The 17814-nt window shown below is 60.9% G+C and carries 23 protein-coding genes; 13 read left to right on the forward strand and 10 right to left on the reverse strand.

Features of this window, described 5'->3' with window-relative positions; translation table 11 throughout:
• Positions 1 to 131 precede the first annotated feature (131 nt).
• Genes rpsR through rpmB form a run of 4 tightly spaced genes read right to left on the reverse strand, consistent with a single transcriptional unit; the run spans position 132 to position 1114 of the window.
• A complete protein-coding gene (rpsR, locus tag HMPREF2698_RS07525; RefSeq protein WP_010187626.1) occupies positions 132 to 386 on the reverse strand; it encodes a 30S ribosomal protein S18 in 255 nt (84 codons plus the stop codon).
• 15 nt (positions 387 to 401) lie between these two features.
• Positions 402 to 707 (reverse strand): 30S ribosomal protein S14, encoded by a 306-nt coding sequence (gene rpsN / locus HMPREF2698_RS07530; protein WP_010187625.1) that lies wholly within the window; start codon positions 705 to 707, stop codon positions 402 to 404.
• A 3-nt stretch (positions 708 to 710) separates the two neighbouring features.
• Positions 711 to 875: a 50S ribosomal protein L33 gene (gene rpmG, locus HMPREF2698_RS07535; protein ID WP_010187624.1), complete on the reverse strand. Its 165-nt coding sequence runs from the start codon at positions 873 to 875 to the stop codon at positions 711 to 713.
• Between the two features lie 2 nt (positions 876 to 877).
• Positions 878 to 1114 (reverse strand): 50S ribosomal protein L28, encoded by a 237-nt coding sequence (rpmB, locus tag HMPREF2698_RS07540; protein ID WP_005279911.1) that lies wholly within the window; start codon positions 1112 to 1114, stop codon positions 878 to 880.
• Positions 1115 to 1588: 474 nt separating this feature from the next.
• Here rpmB and HMPREF2698_RS07545 point away from each other — a divergent pair, with 474 nt between their 5' ends.
• From HMPREF2698_RS07545 to HMPREF2698_RS07575, 7 genes are all read left to right on the forward strand, one after another.
• Positions 1589 to 1858: a type B 50S ribosomal protein L31 gene (locus tag HMPREF2698_RS07545; RefSeq protein ID WP_070520710.1), complete on the forward strand. Its 270-nt coding sequence runs from the start codon at positions 1589 to 1591 to the stop codon at positions 1856 to 1858.
• Between the two features lie 15 nt (positions 1859 to 1873).
• Entirely contained in the window at positions 1874 to 2047 is a 174-nt protein-coding gene (gene rpmF / locus HMPREF2698_RS07550) for a 50S ribosomal protein L32 (RefSeq protein ID WP_010187615.1), read from the forward strand.
• A 239-nt stretch (positions 2048 to 2286) separates the two neighbouring features.
• Entirely contained in the window at positions 2287 to 2985 is a 699-nt protein-coding gene (locus HMPREF2698_RS07555; protein WP_070563351.1) for a response regulator transcription factor, read from the forward strand.
• Entirely contained in the window at positions 2982 to 4592 is a 1611-nt protein-coding gene (locus HMPREF2698_RS07560) for a HAMP domain-containing sensor histidine kinase (RefSeq protein WP_083299260.1), read from the forward strand. Before HMPREF2698_RS07555 ends, HMPREF2698_RS07560 begins: the two co-directional genes overlap by 4 nt.
• Positions 4593 to 4703: 111 nt before the next feature.
• Positions 4704 to 6218 (forward strand): S1C family serine protease, encoded by a 1515-nt coding sequence (locus HMPREF2698_RS07565; protein WP_070531659.1) that lies wholly within the window; start codon positions 4704 to 4706, stop codon positions 6216 to 6218.
• Positions 6219 to 6327: 109 nt separating this feature from the next.
• Positions 6328 to 6921, forward strand: a complete 594-nt coding sequence (locus tag HMPREF2698_RS07570; protein WP_070520727.1) for a MogA/MoaB family molybdenum cofactor biosynthesis protein — start codon at positions 6328 to 6330, stop codon at positions 6919 to 6921.
• Positions 6921 to 7160, forward strand: coding sequence for a hypothetical protein (locus tag HMPREF2698_RS07575; RefSeq protein ID WP_070563354.1), 240 nt, complete (start codon positions 6921 to 6923; stop codon positions 7158 to 7160). Before HMPREF2698_RS07570 ends, HMPREF2698_RS07575 begins: the two co-directional genes overlap by 1 nt.
• Positions 7161 to 7247: 87 nt before the next feature.
• Here HMPREF2698_RS07575 and mscL read toward each other — a convergent pair whose 3' ends face one another.
• From mscL to HMPREF2698_RS07590, 3 genes are all read right to left on the reverse strand, one after another.
• Complete coding sequence (gene mscL / locus HMPREF2698_RS07580; RefSeq protein WP_070520733.1) at positions 7248 to 7676, reverse strand: large conductance mechanosensitive channel protein MscL; 429 nt, start codon at positions 7674 to 7676, stop codon at positions 7248 to 7250.
• Between the two features lie 374 nt (positions 7677 to 8050).
• Positions 8051 to 8695, reverse strand: a complete 645-nt coding sequence (locus HMPREF2698_RS07585; RefSeq protein WP_070563357.1) for an SAF domain-containing protein — start codon at positions 8693 to 8695, stop codon at positions 8051 to 8053.
• A 55-nt stretch (positions 8696 to 8750) separates the two neighbouring features.
• Positions 8751 to 9317, reverse strand: a complete 567-nt coding sequence (locus tag HMPREF2698_RS07590; protein ID WP_070563360.1) for a 5-formyltetrahydrofolate cyclo-ligase — start codon at positions 9315 to 9317, stop codon at positions 8751 to 8753.
• Between the two features lie 70 nt (positions 9318 to 9387).
• Between HMPREF2698_RS07590 and HMPREF2698_RS07595 the strand changes: the two genes are divergently transcribed.
• The 4 genes from HMPREF2698_RS07595 to glpR all read left to right on the forward strand — a co-directional run bounded on the left by HMPREF2698_RS07595 (position 9388) and on the right by glpR (position 13823).
• Complete coding sequence (locus HMPREF2698_RS07595) at positions 9388 to 10317, forward strand: UTP--glucose-1-phosphate uridylyltransferase (protein WP_070563363.1); 930 nt, start codon at positions 9388 to 9390, stop codon at positions 10315 to 10317.
• Positions 10318 to 10405: 88 nt separating this feature from the next.
• Positions 10406 to 11698, forward strand: a complete 1293-nt coding sequence (glp, locus tag HMPREF2698_RS07600; RefSeq protein ID WP_070520746.1) for a molybdotransferase-like divisome protein Glp — start codon at positions 10406 to 10408, stop codon at positions 11696 to 11698.
• A gap of 18 nt (positions 11699 to 11716) precedes the next feature.
• Positions 11717 to 12433 (forward strand): GNAT family N-acetyltransferase, encoded by a 717-nt coding sequence (locus HMPREF2698_RS07605; RefSeq protein ID WP_070563366.1) that lies wholly within the window; start codon positions 11717 to 11719, stop codon positions 12431 to 12433.
• A 160-nt stretch (positions 12434 to 12593) separates the two neighbouring features.
• On the forward strand, positions 12594 to 13823 hold the full coding sequence (glpR, locus tag HMPREF2698_RS07610) for a divisome protein SepX/GlpR (RefSeq protein ID WP_371325934.1): 1230 nt from the start codon (positions 12594 to 12596) through the stop codon (positions 13821 to 13823).
• Positions 13824 to 13842: 19 nt separating this feature from the next.
• Here glpR and HMPREF2698_RS07615 read toward each other — a convergent pair whose 3' ends face one another.
• Entirely contained in the window at positions 13843 to 14460 is a 618-nt protein-coding gene (locus HMPREF2698_RS07615) for a DNA-3-methyladenine glycosylase I (protein WP_083303811.1), read from the reverse strand.
• Between the two features lie 41 nt (positions 14461 to 14501).
• Entirely contained in the window at positions 14502 to 15131 is a 630-nt protein-coding gene (locus HMPREF2698_RS07620) for a methylated-DNA--[protein]-cysteine S-methyltransferase (RefSeq protein ID WP_371325933.1), read from the reverse strand.
• On the opposite strand from HMPREF2698_RS07620, the gene HMPREF2698_RS07625 reads away from it, so the two are divergent.
• Together HMPREF2698_RS07625 and HMPREF2698_RS07630 are read left to right on the forward strand one after the other, a co-directional pair.
• Complete coding sequence (locus HMPREF2698_RS07625) at positions 15094 to 15507, forward strand: DoxX family protein (RefSeq protein ID WP_070520761.1); 414 nt, start codon at positions 15094 to 15096, stop codon at positions 15505 to 15507. The genes HMPREF2698_RS07620 and HMPREF2698_RS07625 overlap by 38 nt on opposite strands.
• Positions 15494 to 16183 carry a zf-HC2 domain-containing protein gene (locus HMPREF2698_RS07630; protein WP_070520764.1) on the forward strand — a complete coding sequence of 230 codons (690 nt, stop codon included), beginning with the start codon at positions 15494 to 15496 and terminating at the stop codon, positions 16181 to 16183. The genes HMPREF2698_RS07625 and HMPREF2698_RS07630 overlap by 14 nt, the downstream gene beginning before the upstream one ends.
• Here the strand turns inward: HMPREF2698_RS07630 and HMPREF2698_RS07635 are convergent.
• Entirely contained in the window at positions 16180 to 17793 is a 1614-nt protein-coding gene (locus tag HMPREF2698_RS07635; RefSeq protein ID WP_193629109.1) for a dolichyl-phosphate-mannose--protein mannosyltransferase, read from the reverse strand. The genes HMPREF2698_RS07630 and HMPREF2698_RS07635 overlap by 4 nt on opposite strands.
• Positions 17794 to 17814 lie beyond the last annotated feature (21 nt).

A 17814-nucleotide genomic window follows, 5' to 3' on the forward strand; every position in this document is an offset into this window, starting at 1 on the left:
CGGAAAACGAAAGCCGCCGCCTACCGTGCCCCTTAAACGGGGAGGTAGGCGGCGGCTTAAAAGCTCTTTTGTCCTGTCCTAGTGAGTCACGAGTACAGCGGCAAAAGTGCGCTGTTGAAACCAGCTAGTGTTTAGCGGGACGTGAACGGCAGGAGAGCCATTTCGCGAGCGTTCTTGACGGCAGTAGCAACCTGGCGCTGCTGCTGCGGGGTCAGACCGGTGACGCGACGGGAGCGGATCTTGCCACGATCGGAGATGAACAGACGCAGGGTCTTGATCTCCTTGTAGTCAACCTTCTCAATGCCCTCGGCCTTGAGCGGGTTCTTCTTCGGGCGACGGGTCTGCTCCATACGGAACTTCTTGTGATTATTACGCTTGACAGCCATTGTATGGGTACCCCTTTACCAGCTGGACTTGCGAACGCCCGGCAGCTCACCACGGTGAGCCATGCCGCGCATACGGACACGGGACAGACCGAACTTGCGGAGGTAACCGCGCGGACGTCCATCGGCGGAGTCGCGGTTACGGACGCGGACGCGAGCGGCGTCGCGCGGCTGACGGTTCAGCTCGAACTGCGCCTCGAGGCGCTCTTCGTCCGGGGTGTTCGGGTTCTTGATGATTGCCTTGAGTTCAGCGCGACGCTCCGCGTAGCGGGCGACGATTTCCTTGCGCTGCTCGTTCTTGGCGATCTTTGACTTCTTAGCCATAAATTATCGCTCCTCGCGGAATTCGACGTGCTTGCGGACGATCGGATCGAACTTCTTCAAGGTGATGCGATCCGGGTTGTTGCGCTTGTTCTTACGGGTCACGTAGGTGTAACCGGTGCCCGCAGTGGACTTCAGTTTGATGATTGGACGAATGTCATTACGTGCCATCTTTAGATCTTCTCCCCACGTGCGCGAATCTTGGCCACGACGGACTCAATGCCGTCACGGTCGATGATCTTCATGCCCTTGGTGGAAACATTCAGGGTGATGGTACGGCCCTCAGAGGGCAGGTAGTACCGACGACGCTGCACGTTGGGGTTCCAACGGCGCGAGGTGCGGCGGTGCGAGTGCGAGACCTGCTTGCCGAATTCCGGCTTGCGGCCCGTTACCTGGCAAATAGCCGACATGGGTCTTCTTTCTCCTAGCCGCCCACATCGAAAGCGACTAACGGAGTGCCTATATCCGCGGTGAGGCGCGGCGCTCTAAAAAGTGAGGTTGAGCAGGAGGCTTAATCCGTTGAACACCAGTTGATGGGGCGTAAAACGATTACTTTGACAACAGCAAGGGGAAATCTTACATGCCGCGGCCTGTAGAACCTAATCACCGCTGTCGTGCAACCCGGCTTTGATACCTATTATCCAAGCGCCATTTCCGTCGAAGGTGCTGGCGGGGTGATTGTTTTCGCTTGCCGTTGCGTTGCTCTGAGGAGTATGAACTGCGGCGATTTCGATTTTGATGCCTGCGGCCTGTAGGATGTTTCAAGTTGTCGGCGCGAGCCGCACGTTTGTAAGTATAGAGACCCAACTCGGGCACGATCCTTTCATGCTCTCACGCGTCACGGAAGGAACCGACCCGTAGTTCAACCCTGAGGGAATCGACATATGAAGAAAGACATCCACCCGGATTACCACCCGGTGGTCTTCAAGGACGCCGGTACCGGCCACTCCTTCCTGACCAAGTCCACCGCTACCTCCGAGCGCACCGTTGAGTGGGAAGACGGCAACGAGTACCCGCTCATCGTCGTCGACGTGACCGCTGAGTCCCACCCGTTCTGGACCGGTGCGCAGCGCGTTATGGATACCGCTGGCCGCGTTGAGAAGTTCAACCAGCGCTTCGGTGCAATGGCTCGCCGCAAGAAGAAGAACGCGTAAGGAGGATAGGAAAAGATGGCAACTCCTAAGTTTAAGAAGTCCCGCGCGAACACCCACTCTCGCCGTTCCCAGTGGAAGGCTGACAATGTCGCCCTCCAGGAAGTCACCATCGACGGTCAGACCGTGCGCATCCCGCGCCGCCTGGTCAAGGCTGCAAAGCTCGGCCTGGTTGACGTCGAGCAGTTCTAAGGCCTCTCAGGTCTTCAGTCTGTGACTGTAGCCCCGAAGATTCACCGCTTTGAGTGAATCTTCGGGGCTTTTGTCGTGTGTATGTAGTGCGCGCTCGCAGCTCTCCATGATTGCTAAGGCGTGGGCCGCCGAGGCGGCCTTGAATTTTTTGGGGAAACCAGCGGCCTAAGGGGGTATAAGGGGGCGAAAGAATGCGGCCTACTTCGTGAAAACGTCCTAGATAGGACATAATTGAGATTATGAAGATTCTTGTCGTGGATGACGAGCAGGCCGTACGTGAATCGCTTCGGCGCTCCCTGAAGTTTAATGGCTACGAGGTTGTGTTGGCCGCCGATGGCGTTCAGGCTGTCGAGATGGTTCACAGTGATAACCCCGAGCTACTGATCCTCGATGTGATGATGCCGAACATGGACGGCCTTGAAGTCTGCCGCACCCTGCGCAGCGAAGGCTGGGACCGCCCCATTCTCGTGCTGACGGCTCGTGATGGCGTGTCCGATCGCGTTGCAGGTCTCGATGCGGGCGCCGACGATTACTTGCCCAAGCCATTCGCTCTGGAGGAGCTTTTGGCTCGCGTGCGTTCTTTGGTTCGGCGTGCCGCTGCGGACTCCATCGGGACGAAGCAGCCGGTTGAGACGCAGCTAAGCTTCGAGGACCTCAAGCTTGATGCAGATACGCGTGAAGTTACTCGCGGCGACCGTCCAATTTCCCTGACCCGCACCGAGTTTGCGCTCTTGCGCTTGTTGATGGAGAACCCCCGCAAGGTGCTCTCCCGCAACACCATCTTGGAAGAAGTGTGGGGCTATGATTTCCCCACCTCCGGAAATGCGCTTGAAGTCTACATTGGCTATCTCCGCAAAAAGACCGAGGAGAATGGTGAGCCGCGTCTTATCCACACCGTGCGCGGTGTTGGCTATGTCATGAGGGAGGCTATCGCGTGATTTTGCGGAGGCCCGCGCCTGATGCGGTGCCTTCTGAAGACCTGGATACCACTGCGTGGTTAGGCCGCTCAGGCCGACGCGGCTGGGTTTCACGGGCGCCGCTTCGGTGGCGCCTTTCTTTGGTTACCGGCGTTGTTGTCGCCTTCTCCGTGGCAGTAATGACGTTTGTGACCTATTGGCTTGTCGCGGCGTCGATGACGGCGAGCGTCGATAAGCAGATTATGCAGCAAGCCGACGTACTCATACAGCAGGCGCAGGATCCGGCCTTTGTGGAGAACATCGACCAGGAAATTTCCTCATTCAAGCTCTATAACCCCTCGACTCGAATCTCAATCTCCCCACCGTCGGCGGCGTTTGCATTTGGTGACGCACTGCCCGTGGGCGGCGATTTTAAGCCCGACGGGGACACTATGGAAAGCTCCATCCGTACTTTGGGCGGGGAGCGCGTGCTGGCTAAGCATGAGGACGGCGGGACCACGGTAGTCCTGGCTAAGGACCTAGGACCGACCGAGGAAATCGTTTCCGCGGTGGGTTCGGCTCTGCTCATCATCGTGGCGTTCGGCGTGCTGCTTTCCGTCTTCGCGGGAATGGTGGTGTCCAAGACCGGTATGGAACCCATCGCGCGCCTCAAGCGCGCGACAGATTATGTGACGCAGACTAATGACTTGCGGCCGATTGCGGTGGAGAGCAATGACGAGATGTCGCAGCTGACGGTGTCCTTCAACCGAATGCTGTCTGCCCTGCAGCATGCGCGCGTGCAGCAATCGCAGTTCGTGGCAGATGCCGGCCACGAGTTGAAGACGCCGCTAACTTCCATGCGCACCAATATCGAGCTCCTCATGATGCTGAATAAATCCGGCGGCGGATTTGGCATCAGCGAGGAAGATCGTCGTGATTTGGAAGACGACGTGATGGCGCAGATGTCGGAGTTGTCGACCCTGATCGGTGATCTCGTGGACTTGGCACGCGAAGATGCCACTGAGAAGGAACCGGAACCGGTCGAGCTGCACGAGGTTCTGGAAAATTCCCTTAATCGTGCCAAGCGCCGGCGCCCTGACGTGGACTTCCGCGTGAGGTTTATTCCGTGGATGTTGGATGGTGACCCATTTGCCTTGGGGCGTGCCACGCTCAATCTCATGGATAACGCCGCGAAGTGGTCGCCGCCGACGGGTACCGTGCGCGTTTCCATGCGGCAAGTGGCAGAGGACAAGGTGCGCCTGCGTGTGGATGACTCGGGCCCCGGTATCGCGCCCGAGGAGCGCGACAAGGTGTTTGAGCGTTTCTACCGTTCGGCCGAAGCTCGTGCAATGCCTGGTTCCGGACTAGGCTTGGCCATCGTGAAATCCGTCGTCGAGCGGCACAATGGAGAGATCACCATTAAGGATTCCGCGGACGGTGGAACACGCATGGAGGTTATCCTGCCGGGGCATCCCACCGAGGGGGATGCCATGGTGGATGGATTGGAAGAAATCCCGAACGAGTTCCAGCCAGAATCCTTCGATGCGCAAGAAGCAGAGGAGACATCTCAGGGGCCAGCCGAGGAGCACTCGGAGAACCCGCACGACCGGGGTCATATCTTTGCGGAGCGGTGGTTTAACCAAAGCTAGTCTTCCAAGTATCGTCCCAGTTCAGGGTGCACAGGAAATGTACAGCTTTTCCTAGCACACTGGCAGAGCAGAGACAGATACACCCCAGCGCGATGGTGCACACTACCTGACATGAATATGAGGAATTCGAACATGGATAATCCCATGGATACCCCGCAGAACTCTGATGGACGGGGACAAGCACAGCAGCAGGGCGGGGCGCCTTCTGCGGGAAGCTCATCAAACGGCTGGAATCAGCCGCGCTCGGACTCGTGGGCACAGGGAAGGCAGCAGCAAGCGCCCTACGGCGCACAGGGCGGGCCGGGAAGCCCGTCGTCGTTTGGTGCTCAGCCTTCTCAGGCGCCAAGCGCGGGACAAGCACCGTATGGCGGCTCAACCTATGGCTTTGGTCAGCAAAGCCAGGTGCGACAGAGCGCAGCACAACCATATGCAGGACAGCGCTTCGGTGCTGCGCCCGAGGGGAATCAGAACGAACGCTTCGCTGGTCAGCAAGGCGCAGGCGCGCAGGTCGTGGAGCAGGGGAGCGAACCGAAGAACAAGCGCAAAGTAGGAATGGGCACCGCGTTGGCGATGATGCTTGTTGAAGCCATTGCAGTTGGCGGCGTCACCGGTGCCGTGGTTGGCAAAGCCGGTGACGATAAATCCTCGACCTCGACGGTCAACGAGGTTCTCGAGCGCCAGCCGGTGGCCAATAGCACCGGTAACGAGCCGGCCGCCGGCTCTGTGGAGGACGTAGCATCGAAGGTTCTGCCGTCGGTGGTGTCGATCTACTCCATGACCCGCTCTGGCGGTGCCGAGGGCTCCGGTTCAATTATCTCCCCAGATGGTTATGTGCTGACCAACCACCACGTCGTTGCTGGCGCGGATCAGGGAGGGAGGCTCGAAGTGACGATGAATGATGGTTCGCGCCATAGCGCTACGTTTGTCGCGTCCGATGCGACGACAGACGTCGGGGTCATCAAAATCGACGACGTCAGCGATCTTCCTTTCCTCCAGTTTGGTGATTCGGACGCGGCCGCAGTGGGGCAGGAGGTAGTTGCCGTTGGCTCCCCGCTGGGGCTCAACGCCACGGTGACGTCCGGAATTGTGTCGGCCAAGAACCGCCCGGTGCGTGCGTCACAGGAAGGTGGGGAGTCCTCGCTTATCGACGCCATCCAGACCGACGCAGCCGTCAACCCCGGTAACTCCGGCGGTCCCCTGGTGGACATGGAGGGCAACATCATTGGCATGAACTCGATGATCGCCTCGCTATCTGGCGGTTCGAATGCCGAAGGCGGCTCCATCGGCCTGGGCTTCGCCATCCCCTCAAATTTTGCTAAGCGGATGGCCGATGAGCTCATCAATAACGGCAAGGTCAAGCATCCCACGTTGGGCGTTAAGGTCCGTGCGCAGAGCGATACCCTTGGCGCGGAAATCGTTGATGTGGAATCTGGCAGCCCGGCTGATAAAGCAGGACTGAAGTCCGGTGATGTGGTCACTCGCGTCAACGACCGGCTCATTGAAAGCTCCGATGCCCTGATTGCGGCAACCCGCTCGCAGGAATTTGGGGCAACCGTGACACTGGAAGTTAAGGGCCGCGACAACGAAGACGTGAGAAAGGTAGAGGTAACGCTGGCGAGCGAGTAAGTTTACAAATACTCGGGCGGTGCGCAAGCACCGCGTGAATACCGCACCCTGACACCTTTTTAAGCAACTACTTCCGGAAGATTCCGTCCCACCTTTAAGGAGAACCTCCGTGGCAGACAACACCGACGCAGCTGAGCTGTTGGGGCGCGATGCCTCACACGAACTTGATGATGTTACCGAGCCCGATGACGCCTTCCTCATTGCGAGCGAGCAAGAACAAAGCGTTCAGGCGCCGCGTCGCGCGCTCGTCGTGATCGTTACCGACCACCCAGATGAGTCAACGGAGGACACATCGCGTTTGGCGGGTGAATTGCTGGCCGAAGCCGATTTCACCTTCGACGGCGCAGTGATTGTTCGCTCCAAGAAATCCAAAATCCGGCAGGCGATTGAAACCGGTGTGGTCGGGGGAGTTGACCTCGTACTGACTATCGGTGGCACGGGCGTTGGCCCCCGCGATAAGACCCCTGAGGCAACCCGCGCGGTGCTGGATCAAATGGTTCCGGGCGTGGCGCAGGCGCTGCGCTCTTCCGGGCAGGCATGCGGCGCGGTGGATGCCTGCACCTCCCGCGGTATTTCAGGAGTGTCCGGATCGACGGTAATCGTCAATGTGGCTTCGTCCCGCGCGGCGGTGCGCGATGGTATGGCCACGTTGACTCCCTTGGTGCATCACCTCGTGGATCAGCTGCAGAAGTCCAGCGTCTAATGGCTGATTCCGCACCACGTGCCCGCCGTCGTCGTGCTCAGCGCCCGTCGACCGCCCAGAATTATGATCGCAGCTTCGACGTGCCCGGCGGGCCAGTATCGCAGACGGCTGGTACCTCTGCTGGGGCTGGCGCCGATGAGCTGCGCATCGTAAGCCTTGATGGCAACAGCGAAGACGAAGTCACCGGTGAGGCTTTCTACCGCGAGAATATGCCGCCGCACTTTGGTACTACGCAGTAGCGCGTCGAGGGCCTAGAGCGCATAAGGAAATCCCGCAGAGCTTCAGCATTGTGCCGGCTCTGCGGGATTGCAGGTTTTGCTTGTGAATTAGAAGCTGGAACCTGGCTTCTCAGTGGTGGTGCCACCGTTCTCAGCAGCGAGCAGGTCGCGGATCTCAGCGAGCAGCTGCTCGGCGGTCGGAGCCGGCTCCTCCGGGTCAACACCCTGGCGGCGCTTAGCGTGCTCGGTGACGGCATTGAGCGGAGCGACAATGACGAAGTAGATGACGGCAGCGACGATCAGGAAGTTGATGAGTGCCGTGATGACCGCACCAAAGTCAAGGAAGGTCTCGGGATTGTCGGTAATCGCGAAGCCCAGGCCACCGAAGTCCGGGGAACCGAAGGAGTTGATCAGCGGCTGGATGAGGTGGTCCGTGATGGAGGTAACGATTGCGGTGAATGCAGCACCGATGATGACGGCCACGGCCAGCTCGATGACGTTGCCGCGCAAGATGAAATCTTTAAAGCCCTTAAGCATGGGAATATGTCCTTTTCTGCGGAGTAAATGCTTCTTCGGTAGTGCGCGGCTGCGGCGCAGCGCGCGGTGAGAGAACCAACGCTGTTCAATGAGGCGGTACCTAGCACGTGATGAGCCGGAAGGGGCCGAAAGGAGCGAGATTCTTGAAGCGGTAGGAGTGCCTACTTAGGAAGAAGCATCGGGGGAAATTGCTGGAATAGAAAAGACCACTGTTGAGCGCTCACAGCATGCGTTGCCACGACGTTGTGAGACAGGAAAGACACACAAACATTAGCGCCTGAGTGGATGCGCCCATACTAGGCAGAGATTGTTGGTGGTGGCAACATCCCGCGGCACCATTGATGCGCAAACGCGGCGATCTTCACAGTGTCATCTTAATTGTGGGCACGGTCGCCCACGATGATGACCGTGAGCGGTTGCGCAAGGGAAGCGGCAGCGACGTCCTCGGCCGCCTCGGCGGGGAGAGCAACGAGCAACGATTGTGTGCGTGCATCATCTTCGCCTGTTCCCACCGACACGACGCGAGCGCCACGGGCAATAGTCGTTCCGCGTGCGGGGGCGGTACCGTCGGGCCTATCCTCTACCGTGCCGACGATATTGACCGTATCTCCATGGTGGAGATTACGAGAAATCTCCGGCTCAGCCAGCGTAAGCGGGATGAGGTGGCCGTTGTCCATACCGAAATCTGCGACGAGATCTGAGCTGAGTAGGCGAGTTGTGGTCAAGATTTCGCCAGCGCTCGCGGCCGCTACCAGCACGCGTCCCACGGCATCCTCTGGGTTATTTCCCAACGCCGTGGCGGGAAGAGCGGAGGAGGGGACGCGGACCACGGAGACATCGCCAAGCGCTAGCGTCTCCCCGGCCGCCACGTCCCGGGCCATGACCACGACGCGGGGCTGCTCACGCGTGGAAGCGAGCGCACTGGCCGCGGCGGTCACGAGCAGGACAGCTGCGATAACGCGGCGCAGGAACACGCTGCGGCGATGTCCCGGGGTGCGCAGAACATGTAGAAAATCCATACCTTCTTAGACTGCGCGTGGCGCCGCGTGGTTCCCGGGCGGGGCCCGAAAGCGATTAAAGCCAGCGCATCCCGCGCTCGGTCAGGACGCCATCGACTGGACGGTCGTGCTCATCGAAGGGGACATCGCGGATCTCGCTGGAATGCACCAAGGTGACGACAGGCGGGCGCCCAGTGGGGAGAGGCGTGAGCGCGCGGTCGTAATACCCTGCCCCCTTGCCCAAGCGCATGCCTGATTCGCTGACTGCCATCGCGGGCGCGAGGATGAGATCGAGCTGGGCCAGGATTTCGCTGCTGTGGCGCTGGCCGACGGGCTCCGCAATCCCCAGCGCCCCCGGGCGCATGGCCTGTGGGCCGGTATATAGCGTCCACAAAAGCTCCCCGTCTGCACCGGAAATAGGCAGGTAAACCTCTTTGCAGAGCTGTGCCACGGTATCTACGAAGCTGGGGCCGCCCGGCTCTGTGCCCAGTGGGTGGTAGGCGGCAATGCGCATCGCGGGAGTCAGGAGCTCTCTCACACCAGCACACCACGCGGCGTTGTCGTCAGTTCGCTGTTCAGAGGTGCGTTCGCGGCGGGCGCTAAGGAGTGAGGCTCTTAAGGCGTCCTTGGGGGAGGTCGTCATGGTTGTTAATCATAATGTGACGGCGTAGCGCAGCGCAGGAGAGCGGTGGGTGCATTGTAAAGTGGAACTTATGGCTATTGCACACGAGGATTCCCACACCGGGATCGCTACGGTCGTTGTTCCCGCTGCTGGCATGGGCACTCGCTTCCTGCCTGCCACCAAGACCGTGCCCAAGGAGCTGCTCCCCGTCGTTGATACGCCGGGCATCGAGCTTATTGCGGAAGAAGCCGCTTCGGTTGGTGCGCAGCGCCTCGCGGTGATCACCGCACCAAACAAGCAAGAGGTGATGCGGCACTTCGAGGAGTTTCCGGATCTGGTTGAGACACTCGACGCCCGCGGCAAAGACGAGCAGGTTGCTAAGGTCAAGCGCGCCGCCCAGCTGATCCACCCGATTTCGGTGGAGCAGGAAAAGCCGCTTGGGCTCGGTCACGCTGTGGGCTTGGCGGAATCCGTGCTTCAGGATGACGAGGAATTCTTCGCCGTCATGCTGCCGGATGACATTGTCCTGCCGGCCACAGTCATGGGGGAGATGGCCCGCGTTCGCGCAGCTCTAGGCGGCAGCGTGCTGTGCGCCTTTGAGGTCGCGCGCGAGGAGACCTTTAACTATGGTGTGTTCGACGTCGAAGACACCGACGCGCCGGGAGTGAAGAAGGTTGTGGGCATGGTGGAGAAGCCGGATCCGGCTGATGCGCCGTCCAACCTCGTGGCCACCGGGCGCTACCTGCTCGACAGGAAGATCTTTGATGCGCTTCGCCGTATCAAGCCGGGCAAGGGTGGAGAGCTGCAGTTGACCGATGCCATCGAGCTCCTCATCAAGGAGGGACACCCGGTTCACGTCGTAGTTCACCAAGGCAAGCGCCACGACCTTGGCAACCCGGGCGGTTATATCCCAGCCAACGTGGACTTTGGTCTACGCGATGAGAAATACGGTCCCGCGCTCTACAAGGCGATTAAGAAGATTGTGGAGGATTACGAAGAAGAAAACGGGCTGAAGGGCTAAGTCTTGACGCACCAAGCGCGCTAAGCTCTACTCCAGTAACTTCCATCCCTTTAGGCCCCACATACCCCAGAGCAAAGGTAGGCGGTACATGCGTTCGGTCGATGACCAGATGGCGTTCATTCTTGATGCAGCGATGACTCCGGAGCCGGTACGCATCGCCATCGCGAATGCGCTGGGTCTCAAGTGCGCGGAGGAGGTGCAGGCTAATCAGCCGCTGCCGGGCTTCCCGCAGGCGGCGATTGATGGCTACGCCGTGCGTGCCGTGGACGTCGGGGGAGAAAAAGCCCTCAAAGCGCGCACTCGCCACGACGCTGAGGATGCGGATGCTCCTGCCTCGGAGACTGAGATTGAGCGCTCGCTTCCGGTGGTGGGGGAGGTTCCGGCAGGCTCGCGCCAGCCTTTGCGTTTGCAGCCTAAGCAGGCGGTGCGGGTGTATACGGGCGCGCCTTTGCCCACGCTTGCCGACGCCGTCCTTCCCCTCGAGTGGACCGACCGCGGCCGCAAGCGCGTGACCTCACACCGGCCAGTGCGTTCGGGAGACTTCGTGCGCCGCGTGGGCGATGATATCCAACCCGGCGATGTGGCAGTGTCCTCTGGGACTGTCTTGGGGCCGGCGCAGATTGGCCTGCTCGCGGCGGTGGGGCGCTCGAAGGTGCTGGCGTACCCACGCCCGCGCGTGACCATCGTCTCTTACGGCAAGGAGCTTGTCGACGTCGACCGTGAGCCCGGCCTGGGCCAGGTCTTCGACGTGAACTCTTACTCACTCGCAGCGGCCGCGAAGGAGGCCGGCGCGGACGTGCACCGCGTGGGCATTGCTGCCGGTGAGCCGCGCCGCGTGCGGGAGGCCTTGGAGACTTACCTGGCGCGCAGCGAGGTGCTGGTGATTTCCGGTGCCGTGGGCGGTGCGGGGGCGGATGAAATCCGCGAAGTCCTCGATGAGCTGGGGGATGTCGATACTACTCGTGTGGCAATGCACCCCGGTTCGGTCCAAGGTTTTGGTCTGTTGGGTGAAGAGCGCATCCCCACCTTCCTGTTGCCTTCGAACCCCGTGTCTGCGCTCGTCATCTTCGAGGTTTTTGTGCGCCCGCTGATTCGGTTGTCCCTAGGCAAGCGCAGCGGTCAGCGTCGCGTCGTACGCGCACGCGTGCTCAACCACATGGAGTCCCGCCCGGGCCGTCGCGGATACATCCGTGCCCGGCTGATGCGTGACGCCGAGACCTCCGATTACCTCGTGGAAGGGCTAGGTGGCGCGGCGGGCGCGCCGGCACACCTGCTCGCCGGGTTGTCAGAAGCGAACGCGATGATTCGCATCCCGGAGGAGGTCACCGAGATCCGCCCGGGAGATGTGGTCGACGTCCTCTTCCTGACCCAACGAAGCTAGCCGGCAGCTACGCACGCCATGCTTGATCCTTTTGGTACTGCCGCAGGGAGGTTTTCCACCCCCGCCAGCGGTGAGGCTCACCCCGAGCATCCGGGGTGGCCTGAGGCGACCCCTGCTGTGCGGCTGCGAGGCTCCAGCGTTTTCCCGCACGGAGCGACGGTACGCCTGCGCCCGCTGTTGCGTCGGGATGGCGAGGCGTGGCGGCAGCAGCGCATAGAGGATCGGGATTTTCTTAAACCCGTGGAACCTACGCTGCCGACGTCGTGGGATGCGGCGCATTCGCAGTCTGCGTGGTGGAATCACCTGATGTTTTTGCGCGATTCTGCCCGCGCTGGAACGGTGGTGCCGCTCGTCATTGACGTCGATGGGCAATTTCGAGGCCAATTAACCCTGGGAAATATTCAGCACGGAGGGGTTAGTGAATGCTGGATCGGCTATTGGGTCCATTCCGGGGTACACGGCGCAGGCGTGGCCACCGTTGCGTGCGCCCTCGGCGTGGACCACGCTTTTTACCGCGTGGGGCTGCACAGAGTCACCGCCACCTACCTGCCGGAGAACCCTGCTTCGGGCAAGGTGCTACACAACAATGGCTTTCGGGATGAGGGATTTCTGCGCCGCAACTTACACATTGACGGAGCATGGCGGGACCACCACTTCTTGGCGCTCAATCGTGAGGATTTTGCCTCGAGCGCGGTGGCGCGCCTGCACGCGGCGGGGCGGATCCTCGGTCTCTAGATCGCGCTTGGATTAGTTCAACTACCTCTGTTTTCACTTAAGTAACAACCTTGTAATTTATGGGCTCGTTGATGCCCATGGAGCCGGTGTGGACGGCTAGAGTAGGGGCCTAGTTATATTCCCTTTTCGTCGACCCCTGAAAGTGGGACACAGCCGCATGATGACTGCCGTGCCGATCATTCTCGTAATCGTGTTGTGGCTCTTCATCCTCGCCCCGTTGCTTTTGCGTTCGCAGCGTCCGATGAGCCACACGGGTGAGGCCTTTGAAGAGACTCGCGTGCTCTTCGAAGGTGATTCCGGCTCTGTGCCGGGCCGTCGCAAGCCGCGCCTGGGCAAGGAAGATATCCGCCCGCGCGCCCAGGCAGGAACGGGGGCTGCAGCGGACGAAGCGGAGTACGAGCTGGTGGAGGCCGAAGGCGTAAGCGAGGATTCGCAGTCCTCCCGCGCTGAAACCGCTACCTCTGATGAAGCTACTTCGGACGTCGCGGAGACGATCGACGGCGAGGTTGTTGAGGAAGACGCCGTTGAAGAGGACTTCGAGCTCGAAGCGGAGCCCGCCCACGTCGCCGAGGCTGAGCAGGAAGCAGAACAGGAAGCCAAGGACGTTGAAGCAGATGCTGCTGAAGTGTTTACAGCCCCAGCAAATGCTGAGGTGGCGGAGGATGCTTATGACTTCGATGACGCCTACACTTCTCCGGTCGATTTGATGTACCCGGGTGCTATTGATGCTGTGGGGGAGGCGCCGACGACGCCCAACGCCGAGGATTCAGATGGGGCTGATGGTGCTCCCGACGCGGAAGAATCCACGGCGGCGGAAAGCGAGAACGCTGATGCCGCGGAGCTGAACACCGAGGACTCTGAGGCCGGCGGCAGCGATACCGAGCTGTCTGAGGACGAGCTCGCCTTCGCACAGCGCCGCCTTGGCCGCGGCGGATGGGATCCGGTGAAGGAAAAGGAAGCTTCTGCCACGCGTTACCAGCGCCGTCAGCGCACGCTCATCGGATTGGCTGTAGCAGTGGTAGCTACGGTATGCCTCGGCATCGTCGTGGGCGGATGGACGTGGTGGCTGGCGGCTATCGCTGGTGTTATGACCACGGTTTACCTGGTGGCGCTGCGCGCCCAGGTACGCTGTGAACGGGAGCTGCTGCGGCGCCGCATTTACCACCTACGTCGCGCCCGCCTCGGAGTGCGTAACGCGGAGAACCCCGCCGAGTCGCTTCCGCCGAAGCTGCGCCGCCCGGGCGCGCTCATCCTGGAAATCGATGATGAAAGCCCGGACTTTGACTACCTTCCGGTGTACTCGGAGGATGATTCCGACGGTGGGTTTGACGGTCCTCACCCCACCCCGCGCCAGCGGCGCGATGATTTGGCGGAGCGCCGAGTTGGCTAAGCGCTGTGTTGGCTGAGCGCTAGGCCGGCCACACACCGGATGTACCGCGACGGTGCGAGCCCACGAGGTGGGCATCGACCATGCCGATGGCCTCCATGAGTGAGAAGCACGTTACTGGGCCGACGAACTTGAACCCGGCCTTCTTTAAAGCCTTGGACATGTCCAAGGCTTCTTGCGTGTATTTAGGGATGTCTTCTTCGCGCTCCGGCGTGATGGTCTCTTCCGGCAAGAAGCTCCAGATGAACTCATCGAGTCCGCCCTGCTCTCTTAAGGCCACCGTGGCCTTCGCGTTGGCAAGTACCGCATTGATCTTGAGGCGGTTCCGGATGATTCCAGGATTATTCATCAGGCGCTCCACTTCCTCCTCGCCGAAGCTTGCCAGAAGGTCAGCATCAAACCCCACGAAAGCGGCGCGGAAAGCTTCGCGTTTGCGCAGAACGATCTCCCAGCTCAACCCAGCCTGGAAGCCCTCCAAACAGAGGCGCTCTAGCAGTGCGGATTCCTCATGGATAGGCATACCCCATTCGGTGTCGTAGTACTCCTTGAGGAGTGGGGAGGTCATTGCCCAAGCAGGGCGGCCGAGCCCCGCGGAGTCAAAAACAAGTCTCGTATCGTTTGCCATCTGTGTACTAGTCATGCCTTTTTAGACTGCAGAAGTTATTCATCGGTTCCCCAGGGCTACCCGTGGTTGCCAAGGGCTCTCTGCGGATTAGTGCCGCAGCATACGGCCTCGTGGTCCAGAAGCATCTGCTTCGCCGCTGCGCCGCCGCGATAGGAACCCACACCGCCGCCAGCCGGTACGACGCGGTGACACGGCACCACAATAGGAAGCGGGTTGGTGGCACAGGCGCTCCCCGCGGCACGCGCGGCCTGCGCGCTACCGGCGGCGGTGGCAAGTGCCGAATAGGTCCAACGTTCCCCGAAAGGGATGTCGCGCAGAGCACGCTGCGCCCGATCCCGGAAGGTGCGCGGGGACTCAGGCACGGCGAGAAGCAGCTCAAAATCCCTCCGCGTGCCGGCAAAGTACTCGGCAATTTGTTGAGAGGCGTCGACAAGCACCGCGCCCGCAGAGCCAGGTTCGGTGACATCCGTGAGGCGTTGCATGCTTCTAAGATCCGGAGATTCGCCGTCGAAATACACGTGAGATAAACCCCGCGCAGACCCCACGAGGGTGAGGCAGCCTAAAGGCGTGTTCGTAGTGGTCCACGTAAGCATGCTGGGTGGGGAGTCCTTTCGTAGGGAGGTGGCTATCCAGGGTAGTCTATGAACCATGAATAGACCCGCCGTACGCGATGCCGCGCTCCTCATCTTCCGCGCGGTGCTGGGAGTAATCTTCGTGGCGCACGGCGTGGACAAGATGTTCTTTAGTGGGATGGACGAAATTACCGGGCAGTTCTCTGCCATGGGGGTCCCACAGCCGCAGACCTCGGCATACTTGGCTGCCTTCGCGGAAATGCTGGGCGGGGCGGCCCTGGTGGTAGGCCTTCTCACGACCTTTGTTGCGGGGGCTTTAGCGCTGCTCATGGCGTGCGCATTGTATTTCGTGCACATCGGTAACGGTCTCTTCGCGGCCGATGGTGGCATCGAGTACCCGCTGGTTCTCATCGTGTCATTGCTCATGATCGTGGTCTTCGGTTCCGGCCGGGCGAGCGTGGATGGAGTGCTGAGCCGTGCTGACGCATGAGCAAGTGCAGGCAGCGATTTCCGCGCAGCTAGACGGGGAAGCCCCGCAGCTGTCGCCTGACGTCATCGAGGCACACGTTTCCAGCTGCCCAGACTGTGCAGCCTTCCGGGACAAGGCAGCGGCTCTATCGCGCTCGTTGAGCCTTGTGGAACCGGATGGAGCACCGCCGCAGGATCTATCCGAGGTTATCCTCGCTGGCGTGGAGCCAGAATGGCAGCGAGCTTCGAGCACTCGGCAGGCTTCGCTGTCGTTGGCGCGAGTAGCCCTCGGTGTGCTGTCCGTGGCATTTCTTGTGTGGGCGATTGTGGTCGTCGTCAGTGCTTCGGGCTTGACCACCCTGGAGAGCGAAGGGACCCTTGCAGAAGGCGCTGACCCGGAGCGCGCGCGCCTGTTGATCGAGGCCGCAGCACTGCGCTTCGGCCTTGCCAGCGGTTTGGGTTTTGCTGCATGGCGCCCTGCCTCAGCGCCCGGATTGCTGCCGGTGGCGTGCACAATGTTCGCGTTCCTGTGTGGCTTTACCATGCGCGATTTTGCCCTGGGCAGCGTCGCTGCGGGGCAGCTTTATATTCTCATCGGCACCGGGCTGGCCACCGCCTGCCTGGGCTGGGCCTGGGCGGCGGACCGGGGGTTCCTGCTGCGGGATGTCTATCGGACGCTATCTGCTAGCCCGCGTTAGGTCCACGACGGCAGCCACATGATGGAGTTGTACCAAGAATCCGGGATCATGTAGCCGTACAGAATCGGGGAGAAGTAGGCAAACATCGCTACAACGAGTGCGGCGTAGCACACCGTGATAAAGGTGCCCAGCGGCATCGCGGAACCGAAGAGCCTTGTGAGCCAGTGCCATTCCAATTTGCGGCCGCGCCCGATCATTTGGCCCAAGGCCAACGCGATGAGCACGATGATGAACGGGATAAACGCCGTGGCATAAAAGAAGTACATCTGGCGGTCAAAGACCGCTAGCCAGGGTAGGAAACCCGCCGCGGCGCCCACGAGCGGAATGAGGAAGGCGCGGTTGCGGCGCACGAGCAAGGACCACAGCCCCCACAGCACCGCTGGAATGACCAGCCACCAAATGGCCGGGGTGCCAAACAGGTACAGCATCTTGCGGCAGGATCCGCCGTCGCCACAGGAAATGTCAGTGGAGGAGTAGTAGAGGATGGGGCGCGCGGCCACCAGCCAGGCCCACGGCTTGGAATCCCAGGGGTGGCTGTGGCCGCCTGAAGTGGTTAAGGAGGCGTGGAACTCCAGCACGGAGGAGTGATAGTAGAACCAGCCGGCGAGCGGCTCGGGGAGGTTGAGTAGCCAGGACCCTTCTTCGATAGTGCCGTCCACCTTGGCGTGGCGGTAGACGGCGGTTTCATCGGCGAACCAAGCGCGCCATGACCACGCGTAGAGCGCTACAGGAACCGCGACGATGGAGGCGAGGGCCGCGGGCGTATCGCGTACCAGCGTGCCCACGATGTAGCGGCGCACTCCATAAAGACGGCGTAGCGCGAGGTCCGAGAAGACGCTCATGAGGCCGAAGAACATGATGTAGTACAGGCCTGACCACTTCACAGAAAGTGTTAGCCCCAGGAAGACACCGGCCGCAAAGCGCCACCACCGGAAACCAAAACGAGGACCGAAGTCGGAATCACCCATGGTGCCCGAAAGGAAAGCGGCGTGGAGGCGCTCGCGCATCTGCTGGTGGTCGCGCGCCAAGGCCCACGCGGCGGCAACGACGAAGAAGACTTGGAAGATGTCCAGCATGCCAAACTTGGAGGCCACGAGAAGCACACCATCGCACACTGCGAGCAGACCAGCCAGGAATCCAACCTGCCATGAACCAGACAATCGGCGAGCCAGCGCCATTGTCAGCAGGACCGTGCCCACGCCAAAGAGCGCGGCCATGCAGCGCCATCCCAATGGGGTGTAGCCGAAGAGTGCCTCCGAAATCGCAACAATCTGCTTGGCCAGCGGCGGGTGGACGACAAGGCCATAGCCCGGATTGGACTCGATACCGCCGATGAAAAGGTTATGCCAGCTGGTAACCATGTCCCAGGCCTGCGGCACGTAGTGCTTCTCATCGAAGACGGGCGTGCCTTCGGAGACCGGGGAGGTCAGGCCAATGAAGCGCGTGAGGAAAGCCAGCGCCGCGATGATCGCGGTGCTGATCGTGTCAGCCGTTGTCCAGACATAGGGCCGGGGAGCAGGAGGCGCTGGCCGGGTATGGGCGCCGCGTGCGAGAGAAGGACGCGGGCGCTTGATGCGGCCAGATCGATCGGTAGGGGTTGCGATACTCACTCGGATGAGTCTAGCGTGCGT

Source organism: Corynebacterium sp. HMSC072A02 (assembly GCF_001810085.1).
Taxonomy (GTDB): domain Bacteria; phylum Actinomycetota; class Actinomycetes; order Mycobacteriales; family Mycobacteriaceae; genus Corynebacterium; species Corynebacterium hesseae.